This is a genomic window from Arenibacter algicola (assembly GCF_018860365.1).
Lineage (GTDB): Bacteria > Bacteroidota > Bacteroidia > Flavobacteriales > Flavobacteriaceae > Arenibacter > Arenibacter algicola_B.
In genome coordinates, this window is sequence record NZ_JAHKPO010000003.1 from 1 (window position 1) to 19583 (window position 19583).

Annotated in this window: 15 protein-coding genes; 4 read left to right on the forward strand and 11 right to left on the reverse strand. The window is 41.7% G+C overall.

The genetic code is table 11. The annotated features are described in order from the left end of the window. Window positions 1–276: 276 nt before the first annotated feature. Entirely contained in the window at window positions 277–2433 is a 2157-nt protein-coding gene (locus KO529_RS02035) for a cation:proton antiporter (RefSeq protein ID WP_215946272.1), read from the reverse strand. Between the two features lie 271 nt (window positions 2434–2704). On the opposite strand from KO529_RS02035, the gene KO529_RS02040 reads away from it, so the two are divergent. Beyond that, a complete protein-coding gene (locus KO529_RS02040) occupies window positions 2705–4501 on the forward strand; it encodes an arylsulfatase (protein ID WP_215946273.1) in 1797 nt (598 codons plus the stop codon). Window positions 4502–4661: 160 nt separating this feature from the next. Here KO529_RS02040 and KO529_RS02045 read toward each other — a convergent pair whose 3' ends face one another. Further along, window positions 4662–5180 carry a GNAT family N-acetyltransferase gene (locus KO529_RS02045; RefSeq protein WP_215946274.1) on the reverse strand — a complete coding sequence of 173 codons (519 nt, stop codon included), beginning with the start codon at window positions 5178–5180 and terminating at the stop codon, window positions 4662–4664. A gap of 238 nt (window positions 5181–5418) precedes the next feature. On the opposite strand from KO529_RS02045, the gene KO529_RS02050 reads away from it, so the two are divergent. Continuing rightward, window positions 5419–5931 (forward strand): YfcE family phosphodiesterase, encoded by a 513-nt coding sequence (locus tag KO529_RS02050; protein WP_215946275.1) that lies wholly within the window; start codon window positions 5419–5421, stop codon window positions 5929–5931. 356 nt (window positions 5932–6287) lie between these two features. On the opposite strand, the gene KO529_RS02055 is transcribed toward KO529_RS02050, so the two are convergent. The 5 genes from KO529_RS02055 to kduI form a co-directional block, all read right to left on the reverse strand. Beyond that, on the reverse strand, window positions 6288–6965 hold the full coding sequence (locus tag KO529_RS02055) for a hypothetical protein (protein WP_215946276.1): 678 nt from the start codon (window positions 6963–6965) through the stop codon (window positions 6288–6290). Between the two features lie 127 nt (window positions 6966–7092). Next, the gene (locus tag KO529_RS02060) at window positions 7093–8634 is read right to left on the reverse strand and encodes a pyruvate kinase (RefSeq protein WP_215946277.1); all 1542 of its coding nucleotides are present in this window, start codon (window positions 8632–8634) and stop codon (window positions 7093–7095) included. A 161-nt stretch (window positions 8635–8795) separates the two neighbouring features. Beyond that, window positions 8796–9974, reverse strand: coding sequence for a DUF4861 family protein (locus KO529_RS02065; protein WP_215946278.1), 1179 nt, complete (start codon window positions 9972–9974; stop codon window positions 8796–8798). A gap of 10 nt (window positions 9975–9984) precedes the next feature. Further along, complete coding sequence (locus KO529_RS02070) at window positions 9985–10779, reverse strand: gluconate 5-dehydrogenase (RefSeq protein ID WP_215946279.1); 795 nt, start codon at window positions 10777–10779, stop codon at window positions 9985–9987. An 18-nt stretch (window positions 10780–10797) separates the two neighbouring features. Beyond that, entirely contained in the window at window positions 10798–11640 is an 843-nt protein-coding gene (gene kduI / locus KO529_RS02075; protein WP_215946280.1) for a 5-dehydro-4-deoxy-D-glucuronate isomerase, read from the reverse strand. 152 nt (window positions 11641–11792) lie between these two features. On the opposite strand from kduI, the gene KO529_RS02080 reads away from it, so the two are divergent. Both KO529_RS02080 and KO529_RS02085 read left to right on the forward strand, forming a co-directional pair. After that, window positions 11793–12815: a LacI family DNA-binding transcriptional regulator gene (locus tag KO529_RS02080; RefSeq protein ID WP_215946281.1), complete on the forward strand. Its 1023-nt coding sequence runs from the start codon at window positions 11793–11795 to the stop codon at window positions 12813–12815. 68 nt (window positions 12816–12883) lie between these two features. Then, window positions 12884–14113, forward strand: coding sequence for a glycoside hydrolase family 88 protein (locus KO529_RS02085; RefSeq protein ID WP_215946282.1), 1230 nt, complete (start codon window positions 12884–12886; stop codon window positions 14111–14113). A 102-nt stretch (window positions 14114–14215) separates the two neighbouring features. On the opposite strand, the gene KO529_RS02090 is transcribed toward KO529_RS02085, so the two are convergent. The 4 genes from KO529_RS02090 to KO529_RS02105 all read right to left on the reverse strand — a co-directional run bounded on the left by KO529_RS02090 (window position 14216) and on the right by KO529_RS02105 (window position 19475). Further along, complete coding sequence (locus tag KO529_RS02090; RefSeq protein ID WP_215946283.1) at window positions 14216–15208, reverse strand: YpdA family putative bacillithiol disulfide reductase; 993 nt, start codon at window positions 15206–15208, stop codon at window positions 14216–14218. Then, the gene (rpe, locus tag KO529_RS02095) at window positions 15208–15867 is read right to left on the reverse strand and encodes a ribulose-phosphate 3-epimerase (RefSeq protein ID WP_215946284.1); all 660 of its coding nucleotides are present in this window, start codon (window positions 15865–15867) and stop codon (window positions 15208–15210) included. The genes KO529_RS02090 and rpe overlap by 1 nt, the downstream gene beginning before the upstream one ends. A gap of 101 nt (window positions 15868–15968) precedes the next feature. Then, window positions 15969–17204, reverse strand: a complete 1236-nt coding sequence (locus KO529_RS02100) for a DEAD/DEAH box helicase (protein WP_215946285.1) — start codon at window positions 17202–17204, stop codon at window positions 15969–15971. A gap of 69 nt (window positions 17205–17273) precedes the next feature. Then, complete coding sequence (locus tag KO529_RS02105) at window positions 17274–19475, reverse strand: B12-binding domain-containing radical SAM protein (protein WP_215946286.1); 2202 nt, start codon at window positions 19473–19475, stop codon at window positions 17274–17276. Window positions 19476–19583 lie beyond the last annotated feature (108 nt).

A 19583-nucleotide genomic window follows, 5' to 3' on the forward strand; every position in this document is an offset into this window, starting at 1 on the left:
TTTTGAAGTATAGCGAAGTGCAACTTTTTGTGGTTTTCAAAGCGGAGCTTTGTAGGGAAGGGCGCAGCCAATCCCTAGGTCCTGTTCCGGGCGGTGCGGGTTGTATTGAAGTATAGCGAAGTGCAACTTTTTGTGGTTTTCAAAGCGGAGCTTTGTAGGGATGAACGCAGCCAATCCCTAGGTCCTGTGATAGGGTGTTACTAGATTTTTCATTGCTTTTTAGACCTTCTAGAATACTGCGGCAAACAGCTAGGTTATAGAAATACTTCCTGCAGATTATTCCTTGTTATCCTTTTTAAAAATATTACCAATGCCCTTGCCAATCTTTTGTATGGTTTCAATTCCTTTGTTGAGCGGTTCAGGGTTGATCTGATCATATCGCTTGCTTCCAAAACTCTGAACGAACTGTTGGGGGTAAATGATAAGTCGACTATTATTGGGGAAATGTTTTTCCATTTTGGACGGGAGATTTTCGAGCATAACCATATGGGATGCAGCACCTTCACGGGCAGAAACCAAAACAAATAGATCATTTTCCCTTACGTTTTTTGAGAGGTCCTGGAAATCTTCCCAATCACTGAAAAGACTAGAAGTAATTGTAGCCGATATTTTAGAATCTTTAACCAACTTTCTAATAGATTTTAAGGTAGATTCATTGCAGTACAGCTGTATAGGAATGCTTAATTCTTGGGCCAATTTTGCCATTTTGCTAAACCAAAGTTCAAAGCCGTTCTCATGTTCGGTTAAGGGCGGGGCCGCAATTACAATTCTTTTATGGGATACCAATGGCTTTTCAAAATGACAAATAATAGTGGTTTTATCGGTGTTGCTTATAATGCTGTCCACTTTTTCCCCAATAAGTTTGTCAATAAATCCGGTACGTTTTGGCCACCCCAAAACAATGATGTCTGCCATTATTTCTTTTGCAATACGGGATATTCCGCTGGCCGCATTGTGGTCGATTGTGGCAATGATACTTACTTTTGTTTCCGTTGCAGAGGCTTGTTCTACAAATTCTTCCAGTTTTTTTCTGGCTTTTAGAATATTGTTTTCAGCTTCGTTGTTATTGGAAACCACCGAGAGGACCGATAGGGGATTGGCCGATTTTTTTCCTTTGATAAATATTGAAAACTCCAGCAGTTTTTCCATGTTGCCAATATTGGCAATTGGTAATAAAATGTGCTCGTTATCCAAACCGTTTACTTTCAGTGGTCCCGTGGTATCGTCTTCTGTCTCCACCACAAGTTTTTTAGCGGCTTTTTCTGTGGCAAATGAGGCAACAACACAAGTAATTAAAATAAGTATTATGGTGCCGTTTAGGATGTTTTCATCTAGAATTTGAGCTTTATAGCCTACTAAAATTACCGCTAAGGTTGCAGCTGCATGGGAACTGCTCAATCCAAAAATAAGCTGACGTTGGGTTTTGGAGTATTTAAAGGCTAGTTGAGTAACCAAAGCTGCAAACCATTTGCCAAAAAGTGCTACCACCGAAAGTGTTCCTGCCACAATAAGTGCCGTTTCACCTTTTAGAATAACACTAACATCAACCAACATTCCAACACTTATTAAGAAAAAGGGAATAAACAGGGAATTGCCTATAAATTGTATTCTATTCATCAAGGCCGAGGAATGGGGTATAAGTTTATTTAGGGCCAATCCTGCCACAAATGCTCCAATAATCGGCTCAACACCTGCTAATTCGGCCATAAATGCGGCAAAGAAAACAATGGAAAGGACAAAGATATAATGGGAGTGTTTTTCACTTTCCAGTTTACGAAAAAACCAATTCGCAATCCTTGGAACTATAAGGAACATTATTGCAGAAAAGATAGTTAATGAAATTCCCAATTGGATCCAAAAAGCCATATTCAAATTGCCCTGACTGTTTCCCATAATTACAGCTAGAATGATAAGTACGGCGGTGTCCGTCAATATGGTTCCGCCTACGGTAACGGCTACAGCCTGATTTTTTGAAACCCCCAGTTTGCTCACGATAGGATATGCTACCAGTGTATGGGTGGCAAACATGCTGGAAGTAAGAAAACTGGCATTAAAGTCATACTCCAAAAAGAAATAACAAACGGGGAAACCGATGGTTAACGGAAAAATAAAGGTAAAAAATCCAAATACAAGGCTTTTGTTTCGATTGGATTTAAACTCGTTCATATCCAGTTCCAAACCAGCTATGAACATGATATACAGCAGGCCAATAGTGGAGAACAGGTCAATGGCTGAATTTTTTTCCAGAATATTTAGGCCAAAAGGTCCGATTACCACACCAGAAATAATTAAACCAATTATTCCAGGAATATTTAATTTTCTCAGTAGAATGGGCGACAACAGAATAATAAAGAGGATTAAAGAAAATATCAGCACCGGATTTTCCAATGGCAATTCAAATTCGTGTCTGAAGTGTTCAAAAAAATCTTTCATCCTATTGATGTACCCTTTTTAGGTCAGCTCTAAATTCAACTATTTTTGGTTAATAATATCTGTTTAGGGGAAGAATTCTTTCAAGAATCGATTCTTTGATTTAGCTAATACAAGACCTCATAACTTACGCTTGACCCATGCGGCCTGAAGTACAAAAAGAAAAGAAGGATAGGGAAAAGACTTCCAATGTTGGTTTTAGGCCATATGCATAGTAATCCATTAAGTTTCTTATCTTATACTTCCAAAATCCAACCAATTAAAAAACGGCCAAATGAGGAATATTTTAGTGAAGTGTATGGCCTTGGCCATATTGGGAATACCACTGGCTTGCAAGGAAAAGGCAAAACCAGAATCCACTTCCAATACCCAACGCAATCATAAACCCAACATTGTGCTCATTTTGGCCGACGATCAAGGCTGGGGAGATTTGGGCATTACTGGAAATACCAATCTAGCAACCCCCAACATAGATGCCATAGCCCAAAATGGGGTCATGTTCGATCATTTTTATGTTAGTCCCGTTTGTTCACCTACTCGGGCCGAACTGCTCACTGGCCGTTATTTTCCAAGGGTAGGGGTCTATTCCACTTCTTCGGGTGGCGAACGCTTAAATCTGGATGAAACCACAATAGCCGAAGTCTTTAGGGAGGCCGGATATGCCACTGCCGCTTATGGAAAATGGCATAACGGCATGCAACCCCCTTATCATCCCAATGCTAGGGGTTTCGATGATTTTTATGGCTTTTGTTCCGGGCATTGGGGCAATTATTTTAGTCCCATGTTGGAGCACAACGGGGAAATAGTAAAAGGTGACGGCTTTATAATTGACGATCTTACCAACAAAGGATTGGAATTTATGGATAGGAACCAGGAGCAGCCATTTTTCCTGTACCTGCCATTTAATACTCCCCATAGTCCCATGCAGGTACCCGATGAATTTTGGAACAACTTCAAGGACAAGGAACTTGCCATGAAATACCATGGGGAAGAGGAGGAGAACGAGAATTTTACCAGGGCGGCCCTGGCCATGGTGGAAAATATAGATTATAATGTGGGCAGGGTATTTAATAAACTAAGGGACCTGCAACTGGAAGAAAATACTTTGGTGATATACCTATCGGACAACGGACCAAACGGATGGCGATGGAATGCGGGAATGCGCGGCAAAAAGGGATCCACTGATGAGGGCGGGGTACGTTCCCCCTTGGTGATGCAATGGAAGAATAAGCTACCTAAAGGCAAGCATATTTCAAAAATAGCAAGTTCCATAGATTTATTGCCCACCTTAACGGATTTGGCCCAAATTGAATTGAATACCCAGAAACCCTTGGACGGGAAAAGCTTGAAGCCGTTACTCCTGGAGGATAACCCCAATTGGGACAATCGTGTGGTCTATAATCATTGGAACAGTGGTACAAGTATCCGTACGCAAAAATATCGCTTGGATAGTGAGGACAGACTTTATGATATGGAAAAGGATGGCGGACAGACCACAGACCTTTCCGGGAACCTGCTGCAGCTTGCAGATTCTTTGAAACAGTTAAAAAGAGATTGGCTGCAAGAAGTACTGTCAAAATCCAAAGAGACAGAGGATCGACCCTTTACTTTGGGGCATCCTGATTATGTGTACACCCAGATTCCTGCCAGGGATGGGGTAGCACGTGGCAATATAGAACGGAGTAATAGGCATCCCAACGATACCTTTTTTACAAATTGGAAAAGCACTAAGGATAGTATCAGCTGGGATGTGGAAGTGCTGGCCGACGGGGAGTTTGAGGTGGAGCTCTATTATACCGCCAAAGAAAAGGACTTGGGTTCCCAATTTGAATTACGCTTAGGGGAGAGTTCCCTAAAGGCGACTATTACGAAGGCCCATGATCCCCCGCTAGTTGGGGCAGATCGGGACCGAGACCCCAGAATTGAATCCTATACCAAGGACTTTATTCCTATGGATCTAGGGAAAATTAGCTTGAGAAAGGGTAGGGGCAACCTGGTGCTCAAAGCGCTGAAAATACCTGGGAAAGAGGTTATGGATATGCGTTTGTTGCTGTTTAAGAGGGTGAACTGATGCGGTAAGACGAATTTAGGAACCCTATCCATCCTTTCAAAACCTTACTTAATCCTTTTTCTCTTTAAGGCTTTGGGGAATTCTAATGTCTCTTTTCAAGTGCTATAGGGTCTAGAGTTGTTATTGGCCCATAATACGTTGTTCTTTGGAGTGGCAAATTTTATTTTTCAATTTTATATAAGAGTAATTCTTCCATGTCGTTAGGAAGTGTTGTTGTTCCCGCTAAGGCCAAACCAAGTTTTTCCAACAATCTTTGGGAGGCAACATTGTGTTTGGAGGTGATGGCACTAATGGCATGGAGCCCGAATTCCTTGAAGGCTACATTTTTTAATTTGTCGGCGGCTTCAAAGGCAAAACCTTTGCCTTCATATTCAGGTAAAAAGGCAAATCCAATATCGATGCCTTCCAATCCCTCCCTATCATATAATCCACAACATCCAATTTTTACCTTGTCCGTTTTTCTTATGAGGGTATAATTGGAAAATCCAAGTCGTTCCAGTTGCGGTTGCATCTTGGTTAAAATATACTCTTTTGCCATTTCGGGCGAGCCAATATTTCTATCCCCAATGTTTTTAAGCCATTTGGGAGTGTTGAACAGCTCATAAATAAACGCTGCATCCTCTTCTAAGGTAGGTTTTAGGATTAACCTTTCTGTTTCAAACGTCTTATAGGGTCCCATATTAAAAATGTACTAAATTTGTTTGTCCTAAATGGATGATTATTCATGTATCTGCGACCAAGGCTCGCAACAGCGAGTGAATTTAATGGTTTTTCAGGTACAAGGCCTGCAATAGGCAAAATAATAAAAAAAGACATGCTTATAATTTATCCTGAAATTTCTAAAAAATAAACTTAGTTTAATTAATGGATGGATTAAAAGCTGAGTTACTGTTTTGAGAATACTATAGATACTGCACATGAAAATCACCGTAATTTCCGATATCCACGATAACATCTGGAACCTGCAAAAAGCCTTATCCCTGCCGGAACTACAATCTACGGAAGCGATGCTTTTTTGTGGTGACCTTTGTTCGCCCTTTGTCATACATTTATTGGGGCGTGCGTATTCCAATCCTATCCATATGGTATTGGGCAATAACGATGGGGATGTTGCGGCTATCATAGAGAATTCTAAGAAATATCCGAATATTCACATTCACGGAGAATATTTTAGAGGCGACTTGGGCGGTAGATCGTTGGCCATGAACCACTACCCTGAAATAGGTAGAGCAATTGCAGAGAATGGAGGGTTCGACATAGTGTGCTATGGACATAACCATACCGTTGTTAACGATGAAATGGTGGGCGACACCCTATTGATCAATCCAGGGGCTGTAATGGGGTATCACGGAGGAGAGCTAAAGGATATCCCTGCAACTTATTTGGTATTGGATACCGACCTGCTAAAAGCGAAAGTTTGTCAAATTTGAACTTCCCGGTCTATAGGATTATAGCAGGCCTGCCCGACGGCTAGGCAGACTAACTCTAAAAGTACTTTTGCCTATTTGTCTACTATGTCACGAGCGTGACGCTCGCGCCAGCTGGGGGTTTAGAATAGTGACTAACAGATAAAATTAGCATAATTTCCTACATAAGATTAACCCATTGGCTTAAGAAATTAATGGAGTTTCTTAATCAGTGGAATTACTCCCACGCTCAAGCTATGTACAATACGGGAGCTACTCTTATTTGTTCTTGATTAATAAATATTCTAGGGTCTGTGACTATGTCAGGCCTTCGTGACGGCTAGGCGGGCTTGCACTGGCGGGGAATGTGGCCAGCATTATTATTCCGCACTAAATTTTATCATTACTGTTTTCCATTGATGACCAAATAAGATGTTTTTACTAACATCCCAATTTTTATTTTGTAGAGAACTTAGGTAAGCGGCCCCGTATGATAAACTTATATTTTCATCCAGATCCTTACCTTCTTTTAATTCAATAATCTTACCCAGTTTCTGTCCTGTGAGGTCAGCAATCATTTGTCCTTTTCTTTTTGCTTTTGCCAAGATCTTCGAAAACAATCTTTTTTCGGACAATTCGGTGTCTCCATATTCAATTCCACCAACAGACCCGGAGATATAATCCAACGACTTCAATTCCGTAGTCAGTTTTTCCAGCTCTTTGGAATTTTGTAATTCAACGGCAAAGCCTAATTTCCAAAATCCGGCATAATCGTGAATTTGAAATTCAGAATTATTTAAGGGCCTGGTTTTATACTTTTTATTTTCAAGAAATACTTCAAGTTCCTTGTACTTTTCGCGCATTTTTATTTTTGTCGAATCTGTACCAGCTAACCCATTGGCATCCAATCTGTCAAACTTCGATTCACTAATCTGAACATGATATTCAAATTTTTTTGGTTTTATTCTAATAGAATCCCTGATTTCTATTTCTATAAATCCACTTTGGGCAAATCCGAAGTTGATAAATAATAGGGATAGGAATAATAGTTTCTTCATTTTTTTTTGACATTTCGAACATACGTATATAGGAACAACAAACTATATCCCCATTATATCAGTCTAATATAGCAAATCTTATCCTTCAAATGTTTCCTTTTATTAATAGGTGAATTTTTGGATACCATTACTTCACGGGAAAATCTTTATGAATATTTTTAAGTCCCATTTTGGCCACTTTTAGAGCCCGTAAGGTTTTTTTGGATTTTTGGGAATGGGCTTCCATGCGCTGTAACACATTCTTTAAGGTTTTGGTGGCTTCTACTATAAAAGGTCCCTTATTGAGCATGACACATTCTGCCTGTGCACTAATGGTAGCATCGGAAATTTCAGCCCTTGTGGCCATGCCCTTCTTGGCCATGGTATCCAACACTTGGGTAGCCCAGATGACGGGTATCTGCGCTGCCTCGCAGAACCACAGTATTTGGTTCTGCACCTCGGAAATGCGTTCAAAGCCTATCTCCACCGCCAAATCGCCCCTGGCGATCATGACTCCTATTTTGGGTCTTTTCATAGCGCTGAAAAGGATGGCTGGTAGATTCTCGAATGCCGCCCTGTTCTCTATTTTTAAGACCACCCCAGTATCCTTATCCCCTAATTGCTCAAGTTTCTCATAGAGGATGGCCACATCATTCGCATTTCGCACAAAGGAATAGCCCATAAGGTTTGCATTAGCACTTATAAATGGCAATAGCTGTACATCTTCCGGAGTTAGGGAAGGCAGGTTGAGATGGGTATCCGGTAAATTGATACCTTTCCCTGGCCTTAGTTTTTTCTTGTGGCATTTTTTCACCACCAGTGATGCGGTATCCTCGTTGAGGCTTAGTACTTTGGCCTCTATGGCACCATCATCAAAAAATACTGCCTGCCCCTTTTTAAGGTCGTCAATAATTTGTGGCAGGGAAACTTCCACTAGGACCGTTTCCTGAGGTAGTGATATCTTTTTTTGGCTCCCTGAAACAAGAGGGGAGTTATGCTTTATCAGTAATAATTTATCCCCTTCGCCAATCTTTACGAACGGGACGGTATCCCAGGCTTTTCCGGTATCCTTTTTAAGGTAGATATTGCTGATTCTTATTTTTGGTCCCGGTAGGTCCATATAAATATGGATTAGGGGATCACTTTCATTGGAAACAGCTTTTATTTTGGCCAGGATTTTTTTCCAAAGCGCTTCATTGCCATGGCTAAGGTTTAATCGGGCAATGCCCATACCTGCAGAACGCAACTTCTTAATAAGTTTTTTATTGGTGGCTGCCTCATCGGGCATGGTAACCATTATTTCGGTATCCCTTTCCCCATGGTCGGACGCAAAGAGGTCATTGGCATGATCCATCAATAAATTCTTGCTACCTGCAAACCCAAGGGCCTCCAAGTCGCTATTCCTTTCCCAAATTTTTCCATTCAATAATTTAACCAGCTTAAGGGCATTGGAGATATTTTCATAAACATAACCAGCTCCAGTTCCCAATGAGGATATCCCTAATTCGGATAGATCGCTCTGAAGCTTGCGGATGTCCACACTGCGAAGCAGCAAATAGCGGTAAAGGTTCTTGGCGCTGGACCTATATTGAGGATGTACCGAAGCGGCTATCCTGTCCGCGGTGGACTCATGCTTTAAAAGTGTTTCATATATATTTTCGAGTTCCCTTTCCAGTTTTTGTAGGTCCATATCGCGCCTTTTGTCTTATAAATTTACGCATATAAACCAGGGATACTTCTGATGGAAAACACAAATTGAAGTTAAAATTTGAACTTAATAAAGGCAATACCCCAAGGCATTTTATGCACCTATGGGTATTGCCCAATATAGTGTTCGTAAGAAGCTAATGCCTATGGAGTTACGGTAACTTCCAAGGGGTGTTGGATCTGTTCGGAAAAGGTGTTTAAATACTGCTCCCATTCCGCGTTGCTGTTAAACTGACCGCTTTTTTTCCATCCAAAGCCTGCGTAGTAGGTTACTTCCTTGTTTTTAACTTTCAAATGGGCGTAGGCATTGCTTAGGTCCTTGGTGGGAACATCGTACTTTTCAAAATCGATGAAAGTATCCTTGGGGGCAAGGATGGCCGTACCCAATTCCGAATCTCCATGGGGTTGCCAGTAGCTTACCCATCCCTTTTCTATATTCCCGCTAACTTCACCGTCCTTTTCGTGTAGGGTGAGTCCGGCGTAAATATCATCTACACCTTCTAGATTGATATTGAATTTGGATAAATTTTGGCCTAGGTCCAAGCTTATGATCCTGGATTCTTTGATGGTCTTTCCATCGGCGTCCCAAGCTGCGTATTCTAAATAAAAGCTGGTCCTAATAGGGCCAGTGGTAATGGTACGCCATTGCGTATAGTTTTTGGAATAGTAGAAGGTGGTGTCTACCTTGGCAGCAATACCGCCAACCCCACGACTGGCGCCTACGTGAAAATCATCCAGGCCTTCGCCGGTATCCTTGTGATAACTACTTACGCCGCTCAATTCCTCTTTATACCATTTATCAATTATGGGGTAGTCTACCCGCTTCAACCAAGCATCGACACCGCTGGACAAAGTGCCACCAGGTACCTTATCTTCTACCATTTTCTGGGCGGTGGGTCCGTAGACCCGAAAGGCAACCTTGTTGTTTTCCCAGGTGTAATCATCAGTGCGTTCCGGAACAAACCTGGAGTAACATAGCTCTTCTGCTGTAGGGTTTCCCCCTGGTGCTACTGTGACCACTTCAAACTTGCTTTCCCCTTTCGCCGCCATTCTGGGTTGAAATAGGATTATGTCCATAGTTCCGTCCCCATCATTATCTACCGTTTGGATAATTTCTAGGGTATTGGTTTCCAGATTCTTAATGCCAACAGTGGATAGGTCCTCCACTTTTAACGTGGACTTGGTGAGTTCTACGGTCTCCTTAGCCCTCTCTTGGTCAAGAACGTTTTTTACTGTGATTGTGGTGGGTATTTCTTTTTCGGAACAGGCTAGGGACAGCATTGCCACTAAGGAAAAAAGAATTGCTTTATAAAGTATTTTCATTACCGTTGTTTTAATTTTCATTCGCTGGTTTTCCTATGGTGGCCAATATGCCTCCATCTACATAAACTATTTGTCCGTTAACAAAGTTACTTGCCTTGGAACTTAGGAATATGGCTGCTCCTTGCAGGTCATCCGGATCTCCCCATTTGCCGGCAGGGGTTCTGCCCACTATAAAATCATTGAACGGATGTCCATCCACCCTTATAGGGGCGGTCTGTGCAGTGGCAAAATAACCTGGTCCTATACCGTTGACCTGAATATTGTGCTTGGCCCATTCGGTGGCCATATTGCGGGTCAGCATTTTTAATCCGCCTTTGGCGGCGGCATAGGCGCCTACGGTATTTCTGCCCAATTCGCTCATCATGGAACAAATGTTGATGATCTTGCCTTGCTTTCTGGCAATCATGCCCTTTACCACATGTTTGGAGACGATAAACGGACTCACCAAATCTACTTTTACCACTTCTTCAAAATCGGCGACCTCCATTTCCTCCAAGGGAATTCTCTTGATGATGCCGGCATTGTTGACCAAAATATCAATATGTCCCACCTCTTTTTCAATTTTGGTGATATTTTCCATGACCTTGGCTTCATTGGTAACATCAAAGAGGTAGCCATGGGCCTTTAATCCCAAAGCGCTGTATTCGGCAACGGCATTGTCCAATTTTTCTTGGGAGGAGGCTCCGTTAACGACCAGGGTAGCGCCTGCTTTTCCCAGTCCAATGGCCATGGCTTTTCCAAGGCCGTGAGTAGCTCCAGTAATCAGTGCTGTTTTACCTGTTAGATCAAATAGATTCAATGACATATTAGTGTTTTCTGAGGGTTATTTTAAGTCTTTTATTTTGCAGTGGTCCATATCGCCATAGTCCAGGTTTTCACCGGCCATTCCCCAGATAAAAGTATAATTACTGGTTCCCGAACCGGAGTGTATGGACCATGGTGGGGAAATTACGGCTTCATTGTTGGCCATCCAGATATGTCTTGTTTCTTGGGGCTGTCCCATAAAATGGCAAACGGCTTGCTCTTCCGGAACTTCAAAATAGAAATAAACTTCCATTCTCCTGTCATGTACATGTGCCGGCATAGTATTCCAAACACTGCCCGGTTTTAATTCGGTCATTCCCATTTGAACCTGACAGGTCTCTACCAGACTGTTTACGATCAATTTTCTTATAGTTCTGGCATTGGCGGTTTCCATAGATCCCATTTCTACGATCTCCGCATCTGCCCTGCTTATTTTTTTGGTAGGGAATACCTTGTGGGCCGGGGTTGAATTTAAATAGAATTTGGCAGGCTTATCCGCATTGTCACTGCTGAAGCTAACCTCCTTGTTTTCTTTGCCAATATACAGGGCCTCTTTATAGTCCAAACCATATTTCTGGCCATTGACGGTTACAGAACCGGCACCGCCGACATTGATGATGCCAATCTCCCTTCGCTCCAAAAAATAATCCGATTTTAAGGGATCTATAGTAGCTAGTTTTAAGGAGGTTTTAACGGGCACTGCCCCTCCAACTATATATCTGTCGAAATGGGTGTACACCAAATTGATGGTATCCGCTTCCATTAAATTTTGGATTAGGAACTCTTTTCTCAATCCTTCTGTGGTCAACGCTTTGGTCTCCTTGGGAGAGCAGGCATACCGAACCTCGTAATTGTTTTTCATGATTCTAAATATCTAATTATTAGTTTCTTATGTATTGATAAATATAGAAGTGTTTCTTAAGTTAGTTCGTAAATATATTAAAAATCCATCAAAATACAATCGATTGTATTTGTAAATATATATATTTGTGAAAGTCAAGATACCCATTATTTGTGGAAAATAAAACAACAATACACGATATTGCCAAGGCCTTGAAGATAGATGCCTCTACCGTTTCCAGAGCATTGAACAATAGTCCTAGGGTGAGCCAGAAGACCAAGGACAGAATATTGGCCAAGGCAAATGAATTGGGGTATCAGCGCAATTTACTGGCTTCAAACCTCCGGAAAAATAAGACCAATACCATTGGGGTGATCGTGCCAAGGATATCCCGTCACTTCTTTTCATCCGTAATTTCTGGGATTGAGGAAACCGCCTATGATGCAGGCTATAACGTCATTATTTGTCAGTCCTTGGAACAATTGGATCGGGAGCGCAACATTGTAGAGACCCTTTTGGCAAACCGGGTGGACGGAGTATTGTTATCCGTTTCCATGGAAACGGATGAATATGACCATTTATTGAATATGAAAAATAATGGCACCCCATTTCTATTTTTTGACAGGCATTGTGAGATAGAGGGTATTAGTAGTGTGCTGATCGATGACTTTCAGGGCGGGTTCGATGCCACGGAGCATTTAATTTTAAACGGATGTAAAAATATTGGGCATTTTTCCGGGCCCCAGGAATTGGCCATTTACAGGAATAGGACCGCTGGCTACAGAAAGGCCTTGGAAAAACACAAAATTCCATATAGACCGGAACTGGTATTGCGTTCCAGCCTCATGGAAAATGATGGGGCTGAAGGAGCAAAAACCTTACTTTCCTTGCCATACAAGGTAGATGGGTTGTTCTCTGCCAATGACATTGCGGCCATAGGCGCAATGAAATATTTTAAGAATGAAGGAGTAAAGGTACCGGAAAATATGGCCATAGTAGGGTTTAGTAACGAGCCTATTTCAGGGGTAATAGATCCCTCCTTGACCACCATTGATCAGCCGGGTTTTCAAATTGGGCAAATAGCCACAAAGTTATTATTGGAAGAAATTGGCAAGGCACCCAGCGCCAAAGCCAACATGGTAAAAACAACAATTCTAAAGTCGTCCTTAATTGAACGTGATTCCTCTAGAAAATGATATTCAAAGCCTTTGGTGACATCTTTAATATGATGAAAATTAATACAAATAAATAAAACTAATATCCCATGAAACTATTCTTAGTATCCCTGCTTATCTGTTTGGCAAGTTGTCAGAATTTGTCTAAAAACAAAAATATAAAAGAAGAAAGTAAGCTGAGCGCCAAGGGCTATTCTTTTGATCTTGACAAGGAAATTAAAAACTGTGAGGATCAATTAAACCAAGCTGTCCCCAAACTTACGGATCTAACCAAACACCCAAGATTAATAGAAACCAATGAAACCGAATGGAAGGAAATTCCCAATGGGCGTTTGGTTTGGACTTCCGGATTTTATCCTGGAATCCTATGGTATACGTACGATCTTACCAAGGACGATAAATGGAAGAAGGAGGCCATAAAAAGAACAGAGGTTTTTGAGGATTTTAAAACGATTACCGAACACCATGATATTGGGTTTATGATGTTCCCTGCCTATGGCAATGGCTATTTGTTTGGAGACAAAAAGGAGTATAAGGACATTCTTCTCACTTCGGCCGAATCCTTGGCCAGTAGGTTTAACCCCAATGTAGGCACTATTAGGTCCTGGTCCAATAAAATGCACCCACGTTGGCAACAGCATATTACCATAATAGACAATATGCTTAATTTGGAACTCTTGTTCTGGGCCGCTAAAAATGGTGGCAGTAAAGAGTTTTATGATATTGCCGTGAAACACGCGGAGACTACTATGGCGAATCATTTTAGGCCAGATTACACGTCATGGCATGTTATTGAATATGATTCTATATCCGGAAAAGTATTGAACAGACATACCAAACAAGGCTACGCGGATGATAGTAGGTGGTCGCGCGGACAGGCATGGGGAATATATGGGTATTCTATGGTGTATAGGGAAACGGGAGATAAAAAATTCTTGGATTTTGCGGTGAAGTTAACAGATAAGTATCTGGAACTTCTTCCGGAAGATTATATTCCCCATTGGGATTTTGACGTACCCAATAAAGAAACGGAGGAAAGGGATGCATCTGCAGCAGCGGTTGTAGCTTCCGGCTTACTGGAGTTGAGTACTTTGGTGGAAGATAAAAACAAACAGCAACAATATTTTGATGCAGCTATGCGGATGTTGGAATCCTTGAGTTCCGATAAATATTCAGGAGTAGGGAAGGCCGATTCCTTTTTGTTACATTCAACAGGAGCCAAATCCTTGGGCCATGAAATTGATGTGGCCCTGATCTATGCCGATTACTATTATATTGAGGCCTTGGACAGACTAAAGAAAATGGGGCTGTCCAATTAACACATTTATGACAACCAGAGAAGGGAAGGGCAATAGGCTATATTTGTTCTTCCCTTTTCTTTTTTAAGACCGCGACCTGCCTCCATTAAAAGGTTGTTGAACCTATTTATCTTGATAGGAAGTGATCGACTTCTCCTTCCTTGCAATATGGTCCATAATCATTGTGGCATGGACCCGTGAGTTTTCTATAAACCATTTATGGGTTTCCATTCCTCCGCAAATTACTCCTGCCAGGTATAGATTATCAATATTGGTCTCCATGGTTTCCGGATCGTACTGGGGAAGTCTTTTTTCATCCTCGGACAATTGTATTCCTATTTTTTCCAAGAAACCAAAATTGGGCATATATCCTGTAAGTGCTAGTACGTAATCGTTTTCCAGGGCAATTGTTCCGGTAGGGGAATTCAGGATAATTTCATCCTCCTTAATTTCCTTAACAGTACTATTGTAATAGACTTTTATACTGCCTTCCTCAATTCTATTGATAATATCGGGCCTTACCCAATATTTTACCCGTTGGCCTACTTCCGGCCCCCTAATGATCAAGGATACATCGGCCCCTTTTCTATAGCACTCCAGGGCGGCGTCTATGGCCGAATTACTGGCTCCTATGACCGCTACTTTCTGACTGGAATAGAAATGGGGATCCCTGTAATAATGGGATACCTTTTTTAAATCTTCTCCAGGAACGTTCATTCTGTTCGGAATATCGTAGAAACCTGTGGCAATGATTACATTGGTGGCGTTATAGGTATTCTTGTCGGAGACAATATTAAAGAGGCCATCAATTTTGTTAATTGAATTTACTTTTTCAAAAAGTGCAATGTTCAGATGATTGGAAGTGACGATACGTCTATAATATTCCAGCGCCTCATTTCTTTTGGGTTTCGCCTCAATGCTAATAAAAGGAATTTCATCGATTTCCAGTTTTTCGGAAGATGAAAAGAACTGCATGTTCAGGGGATAATTATATAGGGAATTAACTATACATCCCTTTTCAAGAATTATATAGGACAATCCCTTTTTCTTGGCTTCCAAGCCACAGGCAATGCCAATGGGCCCGCCTCCAACAATTACTACATCCCAAATTTTCATTATCCTACTATTTTTTTGAGTTCGTGAATGGTTTGCGCAGGATCATCGCTCTTAAAGATAAAACTACCCGCAACCAATACATCTGCTCCAGCATCTATTAATTGCTTGGCATTTTTAGAGGTAACTCCGCCATCGACCTCGATTAGGGTATGGGCACTTTTTCTATTTATGAGTTCTTTTAACGCCTTTATTTTTTCATAGGTGTTTTCGATAAACGATTGTCCGCCAAATCCTGGATTTACACTCATGATGCAAACTAGATCGATATCATTTATAACATCCTCCAATAAGTTAATATTGGTATGTGGGTTTAATGCCACGCCTGTTGCCATTCCTTCGGCTTTTATGGCTTGTAAGGTGCGGTGTAAATGTGGACAGGCTTCGTAATGAACGGTCAGGTTATTGGCACCTAATTCTGCAAAGGTCTTAATATAGCGATCCGGATCCACGATCATTAGATGTACGTCCAAGGTTTTAGTGGCATGGGCCGCTATTGCCTTCAGGACGGGCATTCCAAAAGAGATGTTTGGTACAAAAACACCATCCATAATATCAATGTGGTGCCAATCGGCCTCACTGTGGTTTACCATTTCAATATCGCGTTGAAGGTTGGCAAAATCGGCGGCCAAGAGGGAAGGGGCAATAATCTTTTTGTCCATTACTATTTACTATAAGTGTTTCTACAAAGGTAGTGAATTGATAGGTTTACAGGGCATTTTCTACGATGGGATGAACATTGTTGTGCTCCAAACGATGCCTGTTAATACCAACGTTTCTTTTTCTTTTTGGAGGCTACGGACTTTCTGCCTTTTTTATGTTTGCTGCCTTGTTTTTTATGTACTTGTGGTTTGGCCTTGGGATCCAAGGGATACGGATGGTCCTCAACAACTTGGATGTGTTTTTGCATCAGTTTTTGAATAGTGGATAAATATCCCTTTTCATCGGCAGAACAAAAGGCATAGGATGTTCCCGTGTTTCCCGCTCTTCCAGTTCTTCCTATACGGTGTACATAGGTTTCCGGTATATTGGGCAGGTCAAAGTTGATAACGGCGTCCAGCTCGTCTATATCCAATCCACGGGCGGCAACATCCGTAGCCACAAGGATGTTCGTTACTCCCTGCTTGAATTTCCCCAGTGCTGCTTGGCGCTCGTCCTGCGACTTGTCTCCGTGTAGGCTATCTACCTTAAAGTTGTTGTTGCGGAGTGTTTTTTCCAATTTGTCCACCCCGTATTTTGTACGTCTAAAAATTAGGATATTGCCCTTTATGGTGTTTCTAAGCAGGTAAAGGCAGAGTTCTATTTTATTGGGCTTTGGCGTGTAATACAATAACTGATGTACAGTGGCCGCTGCCGAAGATGTTGGGGTAACGGCTACTTTCTTGGGATCTTTTAAAATGGTATCGGCCAATTGCACCACTTTAAAAGGCATAGTGGCCGAAAATAGGAGGGTTTGTTTTTCATTTGGGCATAGACGCTCTATTTTTTTAACGTCATCTATAAATCCCATATCCAACATTAGATCTGCCTCGTCCAGGACCAATGTTTCCACATAGTCCAAATTGACCATATCCTGTTTGTGAAGGTCCAATAACCTACCTGGCGTTGCTACCAAGATATCCACTCCCTTTCTTAAGGCAGCTATTTGCGGTTCTATCTTTGTTCCACCATAAACAACAGTTGAGGTCAAATGCGTGTATTTGCTGTAATCCAAAAAACTCTCGTGAATCTGCGATGCCAATTCACGGGTGGGACTTATAATCAATGCCTTAATTTTTTTGCCTTTTTCCGAAGTTTCCTGCTTATCAAATAATAGCTGTAATATGGGTAGGGCAAAAGCGGCAGTTTTTCCCGTTCCTGTTTCAGCGGAGGCAATAACATCATTCCTTTGTAATACCAAGGGAATGGCAATTTCCTGAATGGCAGTTGGATCGTCATAGTTTTTTTCTGCGACTGCCCTCAAGAGATGTTTATTTAGCTTTAATTCTTTAAAATTCATATGGATACCCATTTAGGTAGTGATGTGTGCAAAGGTAAGGTAAAATGGCAAGGCATGTGTAGGGAAGGTCTACAAGGTTAAAAGACCATGGGTCCTTAAAGTCTGTAAAGGCTTGGAATACCAAAACAGCTCAAAATTTTCAAATTGCGATTCAAAGTCGGTCTTAAGCTGACCAAAAGTGTGTAATTTTTCATTTGTACCCAACATGTTGGCCAAGGTTTCCTTGAGCCATTCCCCTTGTTCGTTGTCCACAGTTATGGATATGGAGCTCGATTGGTCATGAAACGTCATTTTCAGCAATTTCCAGCTATGCCCTTTTTTGGATTTTGTAATGGTTTCCACGATGGGCATACTACCCAGCCATACTATTTTGGCATTGGGTCTGGTGTTTAGGACAGGCTCTTCTGTAAGGGCGTTTTCAATGAAATTGGGGGCAATAGAGGTTTTCGGAATTTTAAAATCGAACCACTCCTGCAAGGGGTGGTCTAAACAAATACCGTGCATAAAGTTAAAGAGTGATTTTTTTAATCCGAAACTAAAGCGTTCGTGATCTATACCAGTAGTATCCGTGAACTGGATGTCGTTGTTGGCAAAAGTTATCGGCTGATAGTCCGGTATAATGTGGTAATCTTTGGGATTGAGACCCACCGGACTATGGGCGGTAAGGGCAAATTGATGCCAGAATCCGGATTGTAGTATCCCCAATTGAAACATTTGCCGCACCATTTCCAAACTATCTACGGTCTCTTGGACCGTTTGGGTAGGGTAACCGTACATGAGATAACAATGCACCATAATACCCGCTTCTGTAAAATTACGGTTAACTCTGGCTACCTGCTCTACGGTAACACCCTTTTGGATCAACGCCAACAATCGGTCGGAGGCCACTTCCAGCCCTCCGGAAACGGCAATACAGCCCGAAGCCTTTAATAATTTGCAGAGATCCTGGGCAAAGCTCTTTTCGAACCTAATATTGGTCCACCAGCTAACGGTTAAATTTCGTTTTATGATTTCCAGTGCTATGGCCCTCATTAATGCTGGGGGTGCGGCTTCGTCCACGAAATGAAAACCTGTTTCCCCGGTTTGTGCAATGAGCTCTTCCATCCGGTCTACCAACAGTTTGGCGGCAATAGGTTCATAGATTTTTATATAGTCCAGGGAGATATCGCAAAAGGTGCATTTGCCCCAATAGCAACCATGTGCCATGGTAAGTTTGTTCCAACGGCCATCGCTCCAAAGACTGTGCATGGGGTTGGCGATTTCTATGACCGAGATGTACTTGTCCAATAATAGATCGGAATAATCAGGGGTGCCCACCTCGCTTTGCTTGTAATCTGTTCTGGGAGAGAGATTATTGTAAAATACTGCTTCGTCCTTTATTAAAAAGGTTCTTTTTAGAAGGGCTTTGCTATCATCGGATCGGGGCAATAGGCAATGGGCCGTCAACAGTTCCAAGGGCAGTTCCCCGTCATCCAGAGTGATATAATCAAAGAATTCAAAAACCCTTGTATCCGTAAGAGACCTGAGTTCCGTATTCGGAAATCCCCCACCCATGGATACTTGGATTTTTGGATGGTTTTTCTTTATAAATTGGGCACATCTAAACGCACTGTACAAGTTGCCAGGGAAGGGAACGGAAAAACATACCAACTTGGGCTCGACCGAACTTATCCTCTCGGCCAATATGGCCAGTGTCAATTGGTCTATATAGGTAATGTCACTTTGCAAATGCAGGTAAAGTTCATTAAAGGAATTGGCACTTCTCCCCAATCGCTCTGCGTAACGACTAAAACCAAAATTTTCATCAACACATTCTACAATAAAATCGGACAGGTCTTCCAGATATAAGGTGGCCAAGTGTTTTGCCCTATCTTGATGTCCCATACTGCCAAAGGCCCATTCCAAATCGTCCAATTGATCAAATCTCGCTGCTTGTGGCAAGAAGTTATTAGTACATATTTGTCTGGCAAAGGTGGCATTATGTCCCTGTAAAAAGGAAATAACAGCATCTATGGTCTTTAAATAATCTGCTTGTAAAGCGTTTATTCTATGGCAGTTGTCCGAGATTATGGAATTGTTTGCCTTGGCATAATCAAAAATATTCCGAAGTCCGTCTTTGGAGAAAATTTTTAATATAACCTCAATACCCAAATCCATTTGAAAAGCACTTATGTCCTTAGTGTTCAAAAAACCCTTTAAATAGGCCGTTGCCGGATAAGGGGTGTTCAGTTGGGTAAAGGGAGGGGTTATTAAAAGGAGATCTTTCGCCATAGGGTAATTATGTACAGTGTTACAAAGATAGTGGTGTTTCCAGTAATAGGCTTGTTAAATTCGCAGGGATTGCAATTGGCAAGAGTCAAGTTTCTTGACTCAATAAAG